Annotated in this window: 13 protein-coding genes; 8 read left to right on the forward strand and 5 right to left on the reverse strand. The window is 66.3% G+C overall.

Annotated elements, in window-relative coordinates:
- Positions 1 to 67: 67 nt before the first annotated feature.
- Genes RF641_RS04210 through RF641_RS04220 form a run of 3 tightly spaced genes read right to left on the reverse strand, consistent with a single transcriptional unit; the run spans position 68 to position 6512 of the window.
- A complete protein-coding gene (locus RF641_RS04210; protein WP_424572572.1) occupies positions 68 to 2512 on the reverse strand; it encodes a DUF5719 family protein in 2445 nt (814 codons plus the stop codon).
- A complete protein-coding gene (locus RF641_RS04215) occupies positions 2509 to 6042 on the reverse strand; it encodes a glycosyltransferase (protein WP_424572573.1) in 3534 nt (1177 codons plus the stop codon). Before RF641_RS04215 ends, RF641_RS04210 begins: the two co-directional genes overlap by 4 nt.
- The gene (locus RF641_RS04220; RefSeq protein WP_082123812.1) at positions 5988 to 6512 is read right to left on the reverse strand and encodes a WhiB family transcriptional regulator; all 525 of its coding nucleotides are present in this window, start codon (positions 6510 to 6512) and stop codon (positions 5988 to 5990) included. The genes RF641_RS04215 and RF641_RS04220 overlap by 55 nt, the downstream gene beginning before the upstream one ends.
- Positions 6513 to 6799: 287 nt before the next feature.
- On the opposite strand from RF641_RS04220, the gene RF641_RS04225 reads away from it, so the two are divergent.
- Positions 6800 to 7525: a TIGR03089 family protein gene (locus tag RF641_RS04225; RefSeq protein WP_146955898.1), complete on the forward strand. Its 726-nt coding sequence runs from the start codon at positions 6800 to 6802 to the stop codon at positions 7523 to 7525.
- A 9-nt stretch (positions 7526 to 7534) separates the two neighbouring features.
- Here RF641_RS04225 and RF641_RS04230 read toward each other — a convergent pair whose 3' ends face one another.
- Positions 7535 to 8128: a GtrA family protein gene (locus RF641_RS04230; RefSeq protein ID WP_047118455.1), complete on the reverse strand. Its 594-nt coding sequence runs from the start codon at positions 8126 to 8128 to the stop codon at positions 7535 to 7537.
- Positions 8129 to 8362: 234 nt separating this feature from the next.
- Here RF641_RS04230 and RF641_RS04235 point away from each other — a divergent pair, with 234 nt between their 5' ends.
- The 4 genes from RF641_RS04235 (at position 8363) to manA (ending at position 13045) form a co-directional block, all read left to right on the forward strand.
- Entirely contained in the window at positions 8363 to 9523 is a 1161-nt protein-coding gene (locus tag RF641_RS04235; protein WP_053797510.1) for a 5-(carboxyamino)imidazole ribonucleotide synthase, read from the forward strand.
- A 76-nt stretch (positions 9524 to 9599) separates the two neighbouring features.
- Entirely contained in the window at positions 9600 to 10130 is a 531-nt protein-coding gene (purE, locus tag RF641_RS04240) for a 5-(carboxyamino)imidazole ribonucleotide mutase (RefSeq protein WP_047118453.1), read from the forward strand.
- 18 nt (positions 10131 to 10148) lie between these two features.
- Positions 10149 to 11771 carry an LCP family protein gene (locus RF641_RS04245; protein ID WP_047118452.1) on the forward strand — a complete coding sequence of 541 codons (1623 nt, stop codon included), beginning with the start codon at positions 10149 to 10151 and terminating at the stop codon, positions 11769 to 11771.
- A gap of 65 nt (positions 11772 to 11836) precedes the next feature.
- Positions 11837 to 13045: a mannose-6-phosphate isomerase, class I gene (gene manA, locus RF641_RS04250; RefSeq protein WP_424572574.1), complete on the forward strand. Its 1209-nt coding sequence runs from the start codon at positions 11837 to 11839 to the stop codon at positions 13043 to 13045.
- A 104-nt stretch (positions 13046 to 13149) separates the two neighbouring features.
- On the opposite strand, the gene glpX is transcribed toward manA, so the two are convergent.
- Positions 13150 to 14184 (reverse strand): class II fructose-bisphosphatase, encoded by a 1035-nt coding sequence (gene glpX / locus RF641_RS04255; protein ID WP_047118450.1) that lies wholly within the window; start codon positions 14182 to 14184, stop codon positions 13150 to 13152.
- 157 nt (positions 14185 to 14341) lie between these two features.
- On the opposite strand from glpX, the gene RF641_RS04260 reads away from it, so the two are divergent.
- From RF641_RS04260 to RF641_RS04270, 3 genes are all read left to right on the forward strand, one after another.
- Complete coding sequence (locus RF641_RS04260) at positions 14342 to 15013, forward strand: DUF4245 domain-containing protein (RefSeq protein ID WP_181728044.1); 672 nt, start codon at positions 14342 to 14344, stop codon at positions 15011 to 15013.
- Positions 15014 to 15085: 72 nt separating this feature from the next.
- On the forward strand, positions 15086 to 15721 hold the full coding sequence (locus RF641_RS04265) for a carbonic anhydrase (RefSeq protein WP_082123811.1): 636 nt from the start codon (positions 15086 to 15088) through the stop codon (positions 15719 to 15721).
- 130 nt (positions 15722 to 15851) lie between these two features.
- Positions 15852 to 17264 (forward strand): class II fumarate hydratase, encoded by a 1413-nt coding sequence (locus RF641_RS04270; RefSeq protein ID WP_424572575.1) that lies wholly within the window; start codon positions 15852 to 15854, stop codon positions 17262 to 17264.
- Positions 17265 to 17370 lie beyond the last annotated feature (106 nt).

Raw genomic sequence — 17370 nt, forward strand, 5'->3', positions numbered from 1 at the left:
CTTCCCGAGACAGCACAGGGCCTGGAACCGTTGCCGGTTCCAGGCCCTGTGCTGCAGGAGGGGAATCTCATCCCCCGACGTTGACCACGATGCCTTCGCGCCCGGCGTTCGCCGCCGGCATGGAGGCCCAGCCGATGGACTGCTCGGATCCCAGGATCACCTGGCCGATATAGGCGTTGGCGTCCGAGGAGAAGATCACCGCTTGGGCGTCTTCGCTGGTTTCGCGCGGATCGAAGACCGTGCTCGTCCCGGCCTTGATGTTCAGCTTCTGCGTCTTCTGCAGCTTGCCGTCCTTGGCGACGACCACCGCGTCAATCGAGGAATCGGCATCAGTCGCGGCAATCACGAACTTCCCGGTGCCGTTGGCGGACAACGGCATGACCTGGTTGCCTGCCAGCGGGTTGGAGCTGACCGCCCATGCGGTGTCCGAGGCGTCCTTCGGGTCGGCGCCGCGCACCATCTTCACGGAGGCAGTGACCGGGGCGTCGGCCTCGACCACCAGGGTGTAGTAGCCGCCGGCCAGCTGGTCCAGGTTCTGGACCGAGGTCGCGTTGGAGGACGCGGCCAGGTTCCGCTCGAAGCTTGCCGCCACCTCGCCGCCGGCGCCCAGCACCTTCACCTTGTAGCCGGCGCCCTGAGCGCCCGCCGCGGCGACGTGCAGCTGCGGAACCAGGGACTTGTTGTCCTTGGACAGCTTGGCGGAGTTGTTCTTGTTGTCGATCCACACCCCCGGAATCACCTGGGTGTTGGAAGCCGAGGCGTTCCCGGCGACCAGGTCCACACCCGAAGGCGTGAGTCCGCGCAGCGCTGCCTGCTGGACATATCCGGTCACCTTGCCGCCGGTGCTGGTCACGGTGGCGGCCACCGCCGAAAGGTCCTGGGCGTAGCCGCCGAGCACGATGGCCCGCTGCTCGCCCGGGGCGATCACCACATTCTGCAGCGTCGAGGTGTCGATCGGCCCCTCGGGGCCGCGCAGGTCCACTGCCACCTGGGCCGAGGTGCTGGTCGGGTTGGCCAGGTGCAACACCGAGGTGGACCCGGTGGTGGTCTGCAGCCCGGTGAAGCGCCAGGTCGACGCAGGCACCTGGCAGCTCGCCGCGGCCAGGCCGGCGAGGTCGCCGTCCTTGGCCTGGTAGCTGCGCAGGGTGCTGCCGATGGAGGGCAGCTGGCCCAGCGGCTGCACCTCGAAGAGCTGCTTGCCGTCGGCGTTGTTCACGGTGCTGACCTTGGCCGAGCGTCCGGTCAGGCCCTGGTCGTCAGCGCTGCGCGACTCGGAAGCCTCTGCGTCGTCGATGCGTTCGGTCAGGGTCTGCCGGGAACTGCCGCCCAGAGCGGAGAAGGTGGAGCCCGGGATGCGCTTGGCCAGGTCGGAGACCACGACGCTGCGCAGGTTGCTGGAGATTTCCTTGGCGCCCGGCGCGAACTGCGGATCGGTCCCGTCCACGCCCTTGAGCAGCTGCGGGGTCGAGGCGCAGACGCTCAACGCGTCGCCGGCCGGCAGGCTGGTCACCGCGGCCGGAAGGGTGGTGGTGTCAGGGCTCGGGGCCAGCAGCGAGCCCGCCGCGACCAGTCCGCCCGAGGCGAGCACCGCGGCCAGGCTCAGCAGCACCGCGCCGGTCTTCCGGCGGGTCGGTGAATGCTCGGCATCCCGCGCGGCGGCCGCGCGGGCGCGTTCGAGCTTCTCGCGGCGGCGTGCGGCCTTGGGGCTTTCCTGCGGCTTCTGTGCCGCCTCAGGTGCTTCCGACGTGTCGGCCTGTTCTGCGGATGTTGTGGAGCCCATGGTTTTCTTGGACGCCGTCGGCGCTGCCTCGGCGGCCTTGACCTCGGCCGCTTTCCCGGCCTCGGGTGCTGGCTTGTTCGGAGACGCCGGTTGTACCGCGGCAGCAGCAGCGGCGGCAGAAGCGGTCGAAGGCGCGGGCGAAGTGCCGTTTTTCTCCGGTGCGCTGGCTGCGGCATCGGCCGAAGGCTCCGGGAGCGAGCCGGCGTCGGCCTTGCCCTGTGCGGGGACCTCTGTTGCGGGCCTCTGGGCGGCGTCATCAACGGACGACGCCGCAGAAGACTTCACTGCCGGGGCAGGGGCCGCAGGTTCTGCCGGTGCGTCGGGAATCTTGGTTTCGGCAGGTCCTGGATCGGCGGCCGGAACAGCCGGTTCGGGCTTGGCCGCTTCGGGCTTGGCCGGTTCCGTTGGCGCGGGTTCGATCTTCTTCGATTTCGCGGCCTTGGCCTGTGCCTTGGCATCGGCCTTGGCTTGGATCTGCGCTTCTTTCTCGCGCACCTTGGCCAGCTTGGCATCGACCTTGGCCTTGGCCTTGGCGGCCTTCAGCTCGGCTTTGGTGACGGCGGCCGATACCGGGGCCGCGGCAGGCACCGCGGAGGGAACCGCCTGGGGCTGCGCCGGCTGCGGCTGCGCGGATTGCGTGGACGCGGATCCAGTCTGAGTTTCGGGCTGGCCCGCAGGCACCTGGGGTTCGGCGGAGGAACCCTGGGTGTTCTCGTTGTTCTGGTCGCTCACTGGTTCTTCTCCTGCTCCGGCTCATCGTCCGAAATGCGGTCGCTGAGCTTCGGGGTCAAGTTTTCACGAATCTGGCTGGCCTGGGCGCGTGCCTCGCGGCGGCTGCGCGGACGGCCGGCCTCTTGAACCTGGCTGGCTCCGGGCTGCGCGGCGGCGAGCACCTGCTCGCCGTCGGCGACTTCCTGGGGATCGCGCTGGGTTTCGCGGATCCGGTAGGAGTCGTTGCGGTAGTTCGCCAGGCGGCGGGTGCTCGGCACCGGGATCGCCAGCAGGACGGTGATCAGCAGGACCAGGCCGCTGAGGACCAGCATCGGCACGGCCAGCGGTTCGCGGTGGCTGAGCGCCAGGGTTCCGCCGGAGGCCGGGACCTCGTAGGCCTGGGCCCAGCGGGTCTGCGAGTCCTCCGGGTAGGACACCATGCGCAGCGCCTGCCCGTCGATCGAAGCGCGCAGCTTCGGGTCGGCGGCGGTGGCCAGCACCAGGGTCCGGCCGGAATCGGAGGCGGGAATCTGGACGTTCTGGATCTTGGCCCGGTTGCTCGGCAGCACCGTGACGGTGCCGTCTTCCGCGACCAGTCGTGCGAAGCCCGCGCCCCGGGCGGCCTCGGTGGTGGAATAGTCCACCCGCCACAGCCAACCGCTGTCGGTCTGGCCCACGGAGGCAAGGCCCGTGGCGGAGTCCAGCAGGCGGACGGTCGAGGAGACCGCTTCGCCGGTTTCGTTCAGCACCACGTAGCCGACACCCAAATCGCGCAGCTGCTCGCGGGCGTCCAGCCCGGATTCGGACAGCAGCATGGCCACCGCTTCACGCTGCACGGCATCCACGGCGGGCTTTTCGTTGCGTTCAGGGTCCAGCAGCGAACCGGTCAGCGTGGATACCTGCGAATAGCGGCTGAGCGTATCCAGGCTTTCGCCGTTGCCGGAGACCACGATGCTGTCGATTTCCCCGGACGACCGGGGCGTGAGCACCAGGGTGCGTTCGTGGAAATCGGAGCGGCCCGCGTCGGAGGCGGTGGCAGGGATGGTGCGTTCCTGCGAGGAGCCGACCTGCTGGGGCGCGTTCAGCGCGGTGAGCGTGCCATCCGGGTTGGCCGGATTCAGCTGGGCGCCGAGCAGCACCGCACCGCTGGCGAGGATCGCCACGGTGGACAGCGCCGCCATGAAGCCCAGCGCCGGGCGTCCGCCGGGCAGCCGCAGGGCGCGCGGAAGGTCTTCGCGGCGCAGCGCGGCGCTGGCATTGGCCGCGGCCGCCAGCAGCGCGAAGGACGCCATGGAGACGAACGGGCCGGTGTAGGCGCTGACGGTGGTGTGCGAATCCAGCCCCACGGGGATGAATCCGACGGCCCATCCGGCGGCCAGCGACAGGGCCGCGCCCCACAGCAGGCGGCGCGAATTGCGGCGCATGGTGGCGCTCGCGCTGGCGGAGCTGCTCAGCGTGCCGAAAACCGCCAGCAGCACCAGCGGGGCGCCGACCAGCAACGCGGCGACCAGGGCCCACGGGCCCTCGGGCAGGAAACCCCAGCCCACCGGGGTGGCCGCGGCGTCGAAGGATTCGGGGAAGCCCAGCGCCATCTGCCACAGCGAGGCCGGGGAGAACGCGCTAAGCGCTCCCGGCTCGGTGAACAGCAGGCGCGGAGTGCCCAGCGCGGAGATCAATAGCGGCAGGTTCCAGATCAGTGCGGGAACCGGGATCCACCACAGGGTGCGCGAGCGGTGCGGGGAAATCAAGGCCAGCACGTAGACCAGCACCGTTGCGCTCAGGAAGAAGGCCATGGAGCCGGCGGAGATGACCCACAGGATCAGCGCGGCGCAGGCCGAAGCGGTCCACGCCGAGGTGGTGCGCTGCTTGGCATCGCGCACGCCCTGGCCTTCGGGGGCCACCTGGGAATCCATGGCGCGCAGCACCGCGAGGAAGAGCAGCGGCAGCATCAGGTGCACCAGCACCGAGCCGACCCGGCCCGAGGCCAGGGAGGAAACCAGCGACGGGGACAAGGCCCAGAGCAGCGCGGCGATGAAGCGCACGGCGCGCGAACGGCTCAGCGCTCCCACACCCCACCAGGCGGACAGCGCCGCCAGCGGCATGGCGGCGAAGTACAGGTAGACCGAGGCCTGGTTCGCGTGGTCCAGGGTCAGCAGGGAGAAGAACCAGAACAGCGAATCGCTGTTGTCCGGGGCGGCGCTCAGGCCGGTGGCGGTGTTCTGCCACCAGGAGGACGCGTTGGCGCCGATCTCGCCCAGGGTCTGGGAGAACGGCCGGGCCGCGCCCCCGGACAGCGCGCCGGCGCCGAAGAGCGTACGCCAGGCCACCAGCGAGGCGGCGGCGGCGAGCAGCAGCGCGAAGACCAGGGAGAGCACCGCGGTGGTGCGCGGCGGCCGGGCGATGGAGACGAAATCCGAGAAGTTGTCGCCGCTGGGTTCCAGCGTGCCCTCGGAGCCGCTGCCGTCGCCAAAGACCTGCGAGTCCTCGCGGCCGGTGTTCAGGTTGCGGCGGTATTCGCGCACTTCCGAACCCGACACCATCAGCTTGCGCACCTGGCGGCGCGGCACGGTGCGGATCTGCTTGACGTTGCGGCGCGAGGCGCCGAGCTTCACCGGGGAGAACAGCCCGCGCAAGGTCGAGCCCAGGTGGCTGAAGCCGTGGCCCGGGTCCTTGGCCAGCAGCGAGACCAGGAAATGGCCGATGCCGCCGAGCAGGATGCCGATCCAGACGAACGGCAGGCCGGGGCCGGAGGCGTACTTCAGCCGCTGGAAGACCTCGGCGCGCTTGGCTTCGCGCGGGCCGGCCAGCGTTTCGACGATCTCCACCTGGTGGTAGATCTTCGCTTCGGGCACCACGATCACGCGGTGGCCGGCCAGCCGGTTGCGCCAGCAGATGTCGACGTCGTCGCCGCGGCCCGGCAGCGCCAGGTCGAAGCCGCCGAGCTGCTCGAAGATGTCGCGCCGGATGAACATGCCGGCGGAGGACACGGCGAAGTAGTCGCTGCGTCCGTCGTACTGCCCCTGGTCGACTTCGTCGGTGTCGATCATGGTCAGCCGCTGGGCCTTGCGGTCGACGCTCAGGCCCACCTCCACCAGGTGGCGGGGGTTGTCGATGTCCAGCAGCTTGCAGCCGGCAATGGTGACCGACTCGGAGGCTTCAACCGTGCGGGTCAGGAATTCAAGCGCGTCGGGAGCCGGCATCGAGTCGTCGTGGATGATCCACAGCCATTCGTCGCGGTCCTCGCGCGCCTGCGGCAGCTCGGCGACCGCGGTGTCCAGGGACAGGCCGAGCGATCCTTCTTCCGCGACGACCAAGGCCGCGTTCGACGGCAGGTTCGCCTTCAGGACTTCCAAGGAGCCGTCGGTGGACGATGCGTCAACACCGATGAAACGTTCAATGGGCCGGGACTGGTTTCGCAGCGCGGCTAAAGTGCGTGGTAAAAAGTCAGCGCCATCGTGCGTAGCAACGATGGCGGTGACATGAATTGGCGGGCGAATTAGATTGCTCGTTTCCGTAGACGGCGGCGTTCGCGCTCCGAGAGCCCTCCCCAAATGCCGAAGCGCTCATCATTGCTCAACGCGTATTCCAAACATTCCGAACGTACAACACATGCCCCGCAAACTCTTTTAGCATCGCGGGTCGAGCCGCCCTTTTCAGGGAAGAACGCCTCGGGATCGGTCTGCGCGCACAGGGCGCGGGCCTGCCAGCCGAGTTCGCCTTCATCCACTTCCCCGCCGACGCCCAGCCATACGGCCTTGATCGCTTCGCGGGTTTCGTCGTCTTCATCCAGTTCCGGGGCCCACGAACCTGCCGAGGGAATCTCCTCGACGGTTTCAGCGGTCTCGTGGTCCTTCAGGAAGTTGTCAGCGGCCGACTCCAGGTCCGCCGCGACAGCAAGGCGTGCGAACTCTCCGGCTTGCGGATCGACAAACCAATCCGACGGTGCGTCTTCGAGCCCGTATTGGGCGGACGCAACAGCCGAGGTCGAAAATTCGGAGTACCCCTGCTCCAGCTTCGCCATGGTGATGTTGACCTTTCACGTTGGTTTGAGAAGATCGGGGCATCCTAGCGCCCGATCCATTCGGCTTCATTTATTCCATCGAAATATCGAAAATGATGGTGCGAGCCGAACTCACCATCTAATTACATCTTTGTAACTAAGCCTGAGTCAAGCGGGGAAGGTATTCTAAGAACACTTCCCAGCAAACTCTCGGCACAACACGCCGTCTAAACGGGCAGATCAACCGGGCGAGTCGCAACTTGCCTGAATTCCCGGCGAATTCTCAGTTAAGAAGATTAAAGGTACAGGTGAGTTTCAACTTGATTTCCGGCACTTTCGTGGAAAACCTCCTGGCGCCCCACCGGGCTTCGGCTTCGCCGTGGCTCACCTGGTACGGAGCCAGCGGAGAACGTATTGAATTATCGGGACGGGTGTTCGACAACTGGGTGGCGAAAAGCGCGAACCTGCTGGCCGACTCCTTCGACCTCGAAGAAGACCAGGTGGTCGTGGTCGACCTGCCGACGCATTGGAAGTCGCTGGTGCTGGCCTTGGCCTCGCTGCACCACGGGGCGACCCTGGTAGCTCCCTCGCATGAGCGCGCTGCCGAAGCCGTCCTGTGGGTCACCGCCACCCCGACCGACCCAGGCATTCCCGCGTCCTGCGAAATCCTGGCCGTCGACCCCGCAGCGCTCGCACTATCCTTCGGCGGCGATTTGGGACCGGTGGCCGAGGACTTCAACGCTTCGGTCCGCTCCTTTGGAGACCAGTTCTTCCCGTCCTCCGTATCCGGCGCGGCGACCGCGATTGCAGGCGACGAACACCGCATCGACCTGGAGACCCTGTTCGCCACCTCGGCCGAAGCCAAGGGAACCATCCTGGTGCGGGCCGGCCTGCCGGTTCTGGAATTCCTTCCCTACGCCATTGCGCAGTGGGCCGCAGGGGACGCCCTGGTGTTGCTGGAGGACGGGGTGGAAGCGACCGAGCGGTTGCGCGAAGGCGAGCGCATCACCGCCGACTACTCTCCCGAGGCCTGATCCAGCCAGCTAGTTGACCACGGTGGGAACGCTCCCGGTGTCCGCGGGATCCGAATCCCCGGACCTCGCGGCGCCGGTTGCCGGCTTCGCACCGCCCGGCGCCTGGTGCGTGGATGGTGCGAGCAGGTCGTGGTCGTGGGCGAACTGCTCTTCCTGGTCCATTTCGGCTCCGAAGACCCAGAAGCGGTAGGCGAAGAAGCGGAAGATGGTGCCGAGCACCAGGCCCACCACCGAACCGGCGATGAACAGGCTCGTCGGGTCGGTCAGGCCGATCCAGTATTTGGTCACCCAGACGCAGGCAGCCGCGATGCCCAGGCCGATCGCGTTCATGATCAGGAACATCACCAGCTCGCGCACCACATTGGCCTGGCGGCGGTGGCGGAAGGTCCAGAAGCGGTTCGCCAGCCAGGAGAACAGCGTGGCCACCACGCCGGCAATGATCTTCGCCTTCACCTGGGAATCGCTCATGGGGCCGTGGAGCAGCCAGACGTAAATGCCGGAGTCGATGATGAACGCGACGCCGCCGACCACACCGAACTTGGCCACCTCGCGCCAGAGCAGCGAAATGAGTCCGGTGATTTTCAGTCTGATGCGCTCGAACATTTTCCTCCAGCCAGCCCTGCACCGCGTCGCAGCCAGCGTCCTCGCGGCACTGGCTGCTCGGTGTCCCGGGGGCGATCTGCCCCGCAGGTTATGTATTAACCGTCGCCCTCGGCGGCAAGCGCAGAGACGACATCCCGCCATTTTAGCGAGAATTCCTGATAGTTGGCCGGACAAAGCGAGTCATCCGGCTTCCCCCATTCAAGGCATCCACCGCTGGTTCGCTAATCTAGTAGGGTGAGCTTTCCAAAAATTGGTGTAATTGGTGGCGGGCAGCTAGCCCGAATGATGGCCCCTGAGGCCCTGAACCTTGGTTTTGAACTTCATGTCCTGGCCGAAGGCCCGGACGTCTCGGCCGCACGCAGCGTCCCGGATGCACCGGTGGGCGACTACAAGGACCTGCAGACCCTGCGCGAATTCGCCCAGGGCAAGGACGTGGTGACCTTCGACCACGAGCACGTTCCCAACGAGTTCCTCACCACCTTGATCAACGAGGGCGTCAACATCCAGCCGCGACCGGCGGCGCTGATCCATGCCCAGGACAAGCTGGTCATGCGCGAAGCCATTGAAAAGCTCGGACTGCCCAACCCGGCCTGGGCCAAGGTCGACTCGGTCGACGAGCTGGTCGCCTTCGGCGACAAGATCGGCTGGCCAATCGTGCTGAAGACCCCGCGCGGCGGCTACGACGGCAAGGGTGTGCGCATCCTGGATGACGCCGGCGAGGCCCGCGATTCGGCCGACTGGTTCGAGAACGGCCCGCTGCTGGCCGAGGACAAGGTCGATTTCTCCCGCGAGCTGTCCGCCATGGTGGCCCGCACCCCGTCGGGACAGGCCAAGGCCTGGCCCGTGGTCCACACCATCCAGGTCGACGGCGTCTGCGACGAAGTCATCGCCCCGGCCCAGGACATTTCCGAGCACACCGCCCGCACCGCGGCCAACGCAGCGCTGCGCATCGCCGAGGAATTCGGCGTCACCGGCGTGATGGCCGCCGAGCTATTCGAGACCCCCGGCGTCGGCGCCGGCTTCGTGATCAACGAGCTGGCCATGCGGCCGCACAACACCGGCCACTGGACCATGAACGGTTCGGTCACCAGCCAGTTCGAGCAGCACCTGCGCGCGGTGCTCGACCTGCCGCTGGGCGAAACCCGTGAATTGGGTGTCACCGTCATGAAGAACTACCTGGGCGGCGCCAACCAGGACCTGTACTCGGCGTTCGCCGCGGCCCTGGCCGCCGCGCCCGAGGTCAAGGTGCATGCCTACGGCAAGTCGGTGCGCCCGGGCCGCAAGATCGGCCACGTGAACGTGGTGGCAAACGCCGGGCAAAGCGTAGATGAACTTCGCCAGCGCGCCGACCTCGTTGCCGCGTTGATCCGCGACGGCGTGCCCGCCACCGCCTAGCCTGTTACCTAGAGCGCTGCCGCTCCCCCTGCGGGGGCGGCAGCGTTTGACCACCTGACCCAAGGAAAATTTCGTTATGACTGAAGCACCTCTTGTCGGCCTCGTAATGGGCTCGGATTCGGACTGGCCGGTCATGCGCCTGGCCGCCCAGGCCCTGGCCGAATTCGGCATTCCCTTCGAAGCGGACGTCGTCTCGGCCCACCGCATGCCGACCGAAATGATCGATTACGGCAAGCAGGCCCACGAACGCGGCCTGCGCGTGATCATCGCCGGAGCCGGCGGCGCCGCCCACCTTCCGGGCATGCTTGCATCAGTTACACCGCTTCCTGTCATCGGAGTACCAGTTCCGCTGGCTAAGCTGGATGGAATGGACTCCCTGCTGTCCATCGTGCAGATGCCGGCGGGGGTCCCCGTGGCAACTGTTTCGATCGGCGGAGCCCGCAATGCCGGACTGCTCGCAGTGCGCATGCTTGCGTCGGGAACCGACAAGCTGGCCGAGTCGTTACAGGTAAAGTTGCTTCAGTTCGCTGAATCTCTGCGCGATTCCGCCCATGCCAAGGGCGCATCGCTGCGTGAAGAAGTCGCGAACGAGAATTTCGCCTCCTAGGGAAAGTCATATAAGTACATGGGTTCTGCCAGTCACCGCGCTCCAAATCCGTTGCGCAATCCGGAGAGCATCAGCTCGCCGCAGCGCAGCAAACGCGCCCTGATCCTGGTCATTCTGACCATTTTCTTCCCGGGCAGCGCCCAGCTGATTGCGGGCAACCGCAAGCTGGGACGCATTGCAGTGTCTGTCACCATGCTGTGCTGGCTGGCCGTCATCGGCCTGGCGGCCCTGTACTTCATCAACAGGTCGGTCATCCTCGGATGGGTGGCCCACCCGAACTTCCAGATGGTGCTGGTTATCGTGCTGGGCACCCTGGCGGTGCTCTGGTTGATCATGTTCATCAACACCCTGGTGATCATCAAGCCGAAGATCCTCGCCCCGGGCATGCGCGTGATCGTAACGGTCTTCACCCTGGCGGCAGTGGTCGCCACCAGCGGCCTGTTCATCTACGGCGCGTCGCTGGTCAACACCGGACGCCAGACCATTGAAAAGGTCTTCGAAGCTGGACCGGCCTTCGAGCCGGTGAACGGACGATACAACATCGCGGTGTTCGGCGCCGACTCCGGCGACAACCGCGAGGGCGTGCGCACCGACTCGGTCGCCCTGCTGTCCGTCGACGCGAAGACCGGCAAGACCCTGCTGATCTCCATGCCGCGCAACTTCCAGGGCGCCCGCTTCGCGGACGACTCGCCCATGAAGAAGGCCTGGCCCGACGGCTACAACTGCGGCAACGAATGCCTGTTCAACGCCATCTACCGCGACGCCGAGGACAACCACGCCGATTTGTTCCCCGATTCGGTGAAGAACGTCGGCGCCCAGGCGGCCATGGATGCCCTGGAGGGCACCACCGGCCTCGCGGTCCAGGGCTACGTCATGGTCGACATGGCCGGCTTCTCCCAGTTCGTCGACGCGCTGGGCGGGGTCACCATCGATTCGGGCGGCTGGGTGCCGTACAACGGCAAGAAGTGGGAAGGCACCAACCTGCGCACCCACTGGTTCGCCCCGGGAGTCCAGACGTTCAACGGCAAGCAGGCGCTCTGGTTCGCCCGCTCGCGCGACTTCACCGACGACTACCACCGCATCAAGCGCCAGCAGTGCCTGCAGCAGGCGATCATCAAGCAGTTCACCCCGCAGACCATCCTGACCAACTTCACCAGCATCATGTCCGCCGGCGAGCAGCTGGTGGAAACCAATATTCCCGCCAGCCAGCTGGGCTCCTTCGTATCGCTGGCCGAGAAGGTGTCCTCCACCCCGTTCGCCCGACTGACCCTGGGCGCCCCGGACTTCCCGCGCTCATTCTCCACCTACCCGAAGTTCGACCAAATCCAGGAGCGCATCCAGTCGATCATCGACAAGCAGAACGCCCCGAAGAAGGAAAAAAAGAAGACCGAGGAGTCCGCGAAGACCGAAGAGTCCAAGAAGACCACCGAGGCCTCGCAGGCTCCGGAGCAGTCCGAGGCTCCCGAGGATGCAACCGACGTGAACAACGCCCCGAAGCTCTCCAACGGAGAGCAGGAGGAGTTCACGCAGCCCGACGGCAGCCCGATCACCGAGGAATACCTGGTGCAGCTGGAGCTGATGGGGTACACGACCCGCATCGCCCAGATTGCCGCGAACAACGACGAATGCTCGGTGCCGTAAACGGTTAAGACCCCCCGACCGACTGGCAATCCACATCCGTTTGTGAAAGGCGAAGGCTACAAGACGTGTTCGAACTGAACAACACGATTAGGGACTACCACTGGGGATCTGACAGCCAGATCACCGACTTGTTGGGGCTGGAAAATACGACAAGCCCGCAGGCCGAGCTCTGGCTCGGCGCCCACCCGGGATGCCCGAGCCGGGTGGCCGGCACCGGGCAGGGGCTGGACGCGCTCATCGCACACGACCCCGCGGCCATGCTGGGCGCGGATGTCGCCGAGCGCTTCGGCCGGCTCCCGTTTTTGTTCAAGGTGCTTTCGGCGGCCCAGCCGCTGTCCATCCAGGTGCATCCGACCCTGCAGCAGGCCAAGACCCGCTACGCCCTGGAAAACGCCGCAGGCAAGGCGCTGGATGCCGCCGACCGGAACTACCGGGACGACAACCACAAGCCGGAAATGCTCTACGCGCTGACCGATTTCACCGCGCTGTCCGGATTCCGCCGGCCCGAGGAAATCCTCGCTGATCTGGAGCTGCTGGGCCCGGCCCTGGCCGATGAGGCACGCACCGCCGTCGCCCAGCTGTCCGGCCTGCTGCGCGGCGAGGATCCGCTGGCCGCGGCGCTGGAGTTCGTGCTGGCCCGCCCGGGCGGGGTCGCCCCGGTGGTGCAGCAGATCTGCGCAGCCATCCAGGCCAGCCCGGAACTTCGCGAACGCGAGCATTTCGCGCAGCTGGTGGAGATCAACGGGATCTACCCGGGAGATGCCGGGGTGCTGGTGGCGCTGCTGCTGAACCTGGTTGTCCTCGAACCCGGCCAGGCCATCAGCCTGGCCGCCGGCAACGTGCACGCCTACCTGCGCGGGCTGGGCATCGAGGTCATGGCCAACTCGGACAACGTGCTGCGCGGCGGCCTGACCAGCAAGCACATCGACGTCCCGGAGCTGCTGGACGTGAGCATCGCCCAGCCTTCGGCTCCCCCGCTGCTCACCCCGCAGGCGCTGGGCGCCTCCAGCCGGCTGTACCAGCCGGAATTCGACGAGTTCCAGCTCCAGGTGATCAGCGGTGCCGGGGACCCGCTCCCGCAGCCGCTGGACCTGCACGGGGCCGGCATCCTGCTGTGCACCCAGGGCGAGTTCAGCGTGCGCGGAACGCAGGGCGAACAGCTGCTGCGCCGGGGCGACTCGGTCTTCCTGTCCGCCGCGGAGCTTCCCGCCACCGCCACCTGCCTGACTCCGGGCACCGGATGGCTGTTCGCGGCCAGCGCGCAGCGCTGCTAGGCAGGCACCCGCCGCCACGCCATTAAACGCATCGAGCCGCAGACTTCCACGGAAGTCTGCGGCTCGATGCGATTCCGGCCAGCTGTTCTGCGACCGTCAGGGGCCTAGCGGGTGTAAGCGTCCCACTTGTCCTGCTTGTGCTCGCCTTCGACGAAGCGGATGGTGCCGGACTTGGCGCGCATCACGATCGACTGGGTGTGGATGCGGTTGTTCTTGTAGCGGACGCCGCGCAGCAGATCGCCATCGGTGATGCCGGTGGCTGCGAAGTAGCAGTTGTCGGAGGTGACCAGGTCGTTGGTGGTCAGCACGCGGCCCAGTTCGTGGCCCGCGTCGAGAGCCTTCTGCTTCTCTGCCTCGTCGGTTGGCCACAGACGGCCCTGGATCACGCCGCCCAGCGCCTTGATGGCGCAGGCGGTCACGATGCCCTCCGGGGTGCCGCCGATGCCCATCAGCGCATCCACGCCGGTGCCCTCGCGGGTCGCGGCGATGGCTCCGGCCACGTCGCCGTCCAGGATCAGTTTGGTGCGCGCGCCGGCTTCGCGGATTTCCTCGATCAGGTCCGCGTGGCGTGGGCGGTCCAGCACGGTCACGGTGACCTGGCTGATCTTCTTGCCCTTGGCCTTGGCGATCAGGTGCAGGTTCTGCTTCACCGGCAGACGCAGGTCAACCAGCTCGGCGGCTTCCGGGCCGGTCACCAGCTTCTCCATGTAGAAGACTGCCGACGGGTCGAACATGCTGCCGCGGTCGGCCACTGCCAGCACGGACAGGGCGTTGTTCAGGCCCAGGGCGGTCAGGCGGGTGCCGTCGATCGGGTCGACTGCCACATCGCACTCGGCGCCTGAGCCGTTGCCGACCTGTTCGCCATTGAAGAGCATGGGGGCTTCGTCTTTTTCGCCTTCGCCGATCACCACGACGCCGTTGAAGTTCACGGTGGACAGCAGGCCGCGCATCGCATCCACTGCAGCACCGTCAGCGGCGTTCTTGTCACCGAATCCAACCCATGGCGAGGAGGCGATAGCCGCCGCCTCCGTGGCACGGACAAGTTCCAATGCCAGGTTACGGTCCGGCTCCGCGTCGGTTACCGACAGTCGCGAAGATAGGTGGGCGTAGTTGTTCTTTTCGGTCACGAAAGATCCCATCACTGAGTCGTAGTCATTGCGCCTATGCAAACACTGCCATTCTATCCTCTTTGCTTTCTGCGACGCATGTTGTGTCGCAGCTATCCTGCGCACACTGCGACGTGGGCTTGGGCACTGTAGTTCGAAATCCACAGAAACTTCGGGGAGAATGGGTATCGTGCAGCCCGAGAATACTGAGAACAACACCCCAGCGACTGATGCCGGGACCGCTCCCGCGATCAGCGATGAGCCCACGCGCCGCGACCTGAACGACCCGAAGGCTACCTTTGCGGATCTTCCGTACAAGCCGCAGCTGACGGAAAAGCAGTCCAAGCGTGCCAACCAGACGCTCAAGGGCATGATCATCTCGGTTGCGTTCTGCATCGCCGTGTTCATCCCCCTCTACCTGCTCAATCCGACCCCCAACGAGAAGGCCTTCGAGTCCACCGTGGACCTGCAGGCCACCGCGCAGGGCGCCTCGGAAATGGCCGGCACCGAACTCTTCGCCCCGGAGCTTGCGGAGGACGAGTACGCGAACTTCGCCCGCTGGCAGGCAAACACCGCCCAGGGTGTGCCCTACTGGGAGTTCGGCGTAGTCATCGAGGACAGCAAATTCGTCTGGGTTCGCCAGGCCGTCGACTCGAACCCGACCTGGGTCGCCCTGATCACCGACTCCGCGGTGCCTGCCGGCACCAAGCAGATCGACGGGGTGCAATGGGAAGTCCGCACCAAGGATGCCAAGACCTACCTCATCTCCGAGGAGAAGGACTCGACCTTCGTGCTGTCCAGCGACACCGGCGAGGCTGAACTTCTCGAGATGGCCCGGCTGGTCTCCGCGGACGCCAAGTAGCTTCTTCACTTTTGACGTCGAGGCGCGTCATTTATTCGATATCCGAACACTGCACCGGATAGAATCCAAATCATGCCTCAAGAAACCACACAGCATTCCATGACCCCGAACGAAGCGTGGGCGAAGCTCCGCGACGGCAACCTGCGGTTCGTCAATGACGAAACCGAGCACCCGAACCAGGACAGCGCCCGCCGCCAGTCGCTGGTCGCCGGCCAGGAGCCTTTCGCAGTGATTTTCGGCTGCTCCGACTCCCGACTTGCCGCGGAAATCATCTTCGACGTCGGACTGGGCGACATGTTTGTGGTTCGCACCGCCGGCCATGTGATCGATCTGGCCAGCATCGGCTCCCTCGAATTCGCGGTGGACGAGCTGAATGTCCCGCTGATCGTGATCCTGGGCCACAACTCCTGCGGCGCGGTCACCGGAGCCATCAACAGCCGCAACAGCGGCGTCATGCCCAAGGGCTTCGTGCGCGACCTGGTGGAGCACATCGCCCCCTCGGTCCAGGCCGCCGAACGCCAGGGCATCACCGATGTCAACGGCACCGTGGTGGAGCACGTCAAGCAGACCACCGACCGCCTGGTGGAGCTCTCCACCGTCCTGTCCAAGGCCATTTCCGAGGGCCGCACCGCGGTGGCAGGCGTGGCCTACCACCTGGACGACGGCAAGGCGCAGCTGGTTTCCAGCCTCGGTCTGGATGTCGCCTAGGCGCTCCGGGCAGGGAGCCTAAACCATCTTCTGACAGGGCTTATTCCCTGTTCCGGACATCGTCACTGTTGGTTGTGATGTTTTCGCCGAAACCTGTCTTTCGCTGGCGGTTCAGGCGTACGCTGACCCTATGATCAACAGTGACGATTTCCGTATCGAACATGACACCATGGGCGAAGTCCGGGTTCCGGCACAAGCCCTGTACCGCGCCCAGACCCAGCGCGCCGTGGAGAACTTCCCGATTTCGGGCAAGACCTTGGAGCCGGCCCACATCAAGGCCCTGGCCCAGGTGAAGAAGGCGGCGGCGCACGCGAACCGCACGCTGGAGGTACTCGACGCAGAGCGCGCCGAAGCGATCATTGCGGCGGCCGACCTGGTGGCCAGCGGGAAGTACGACGCCCACTTCCCCATCGACGTGTTCCAGACCGGCTCCGGCACCAGCTCGAACATGAACGCCAACGAGGTCATTGCCGAGCTGGCCACCCGCGCGCTGAAGGAGTCCGGCAGCGGCACCGAGGTTCACCCGAACGACCACGTGAACGCCTCGCAGTCCTCCAACGACGTCTTCCCGACCTCGGTGCACGTGGCGGCGACCGCCGCGCTGATCAACGACCTGGTCCCCGCGCTGGAAACCCTCGCCTCCTCGCTGGAAGCCAAGTCCGCGCAGTTCGCCGACGTGGTCAAGTCCGGGCGCACCCACCTGATGGACGCCACCCCGGTCACCCTGGGCCAGGAATTCAGCGGCTACGCGGCCCAGATGCGCTACGGCATCGAACGCATCCAGGCGGCCCTGCCGCGCGTGGCCGAGGTTCCGCTGGGCGGCACCGCCGTGGGCACCGGCATCAACACCCCGGACGGCTTCCCGGAAAAGGTCATCGAGTTCCTGCGCGAAGACACCGGCCTGCCGATCACCGAGGCGCGCAACCACTTCGAGGCGCAGGCCAACCGCGACGGCCTGGTCGAGGCCTCGGCGGCGCTGCGATCCATCGCGATCTCCCAGATGAAGATCGCCAACGACCTGCGCTGGATGGGTTCGGGCCCGAACACCGGCCTGGGCGAAATCGCCATCCCCGACCTTCAGCCGGGTTCCTCGATCATGCCGGGCAAGGTCAACCCGGTGATCTCCGAAGCCGCCATCCAGGTGGCCGCGCAGGTCATCGGCAACGACACCACCATCGCCTGGGCCGGTACCAACGGCGCCTTTGAGCTGAACGTGGGCATCCCGGTCATGGCCTCCAACCTGCTGGAGTCGATCCGCCTGCTGGCCAACGTCTCCACCGTCATGGCCGAAAAGATGATTGACGGGATCACCGCCAACGTGGAGCGCGCCCGCTTCCTGGCCGAGGCCTCCCCGTCCATCGTCACCCCGCTGAACAAGCTGATCGGCTACGAGAACGCGGCCAAAATCGCCAAGAAGGCGGTGGCCGACGGGCTCACCGTCCGCGAGGCCACCGTGGCGCTGGGCTTCGTCGAGCGCGGCGAAGTCACCGAAGCGCAGCTGGATGCGCTGCTGGATGTTTCCACCATGGTGGGCAAGCACTAGCGGAACCACCTTCAAGCCCGGCGCAGGCACATGCCGACGCCGGGCTTTTGCGTGCCGCCAGGCAGTTCGTGACGCGCTCTCGCCACAGCTTTTGGACTTCACCGGC

The organism is Arthrobacter sp. 'calajunan', from assembly GCF_046940185.1.
In the GTDB taxonomy this organism is placed as follows: Bacteria; Actinomycetota; Actinomycetes; order Actinomycetales; family Micrococcaceae; genus Glutamicibacter; species Glutamicibacter soli.

Excerpts from the sequence above, each read along its gene's own strand:
- RF641_RS04265 (WP_082123811.1), top strand. The coding sequence starts at position 15,086 with ATGCCTCAAGAAACCACACAGCATTCCATGACCCCGAACGAAGCGTGG.
- glpX (WP_047118450.1), bottom strand. The coding sequence starts at position 14,184 with ATGGGATCTTTCGTGACCGAAAAGAACAACTACGCCCACCTATCTTCG.
- RF641_RS04270 (WP_424572575.1), top strand. The coding sequence starts at position 15,852 with ATGATCAACAGTGACGATTTCCGTATCGAACATGACACCATGGGCGAA.
- purE (WP_047118453.1), top strand. The coding sequence starts at position 9,600 with ATGACTGAAGCACCTCTTGTCGGCCTCGTAATGGGCTCGGATTCGGAC.
- RF641_RS04245 (WP_047118452.1), top strand. The coding sequence starts at position 10,149 with ATGGGTTCTGCCAGTCACCGCGCTCCAAATCCGTTGCGCAATCCGGAG.
- RF641_RS04230 (WP_047118455.1), bottom strand. The coding sequence starts at position 8,128 with ATGTTCGAGCGCATCAGACTGAAAATCACCGGACTCATTTCGCTGCTC.
- RF641_RS04220 (WP_082123812.1), bottom strand. The coding sequence starts at position 6,512 with ATGGCGAAGCTGGAGCAGGGGTACTCCGAATTTTCGACCTCGGCTGTT.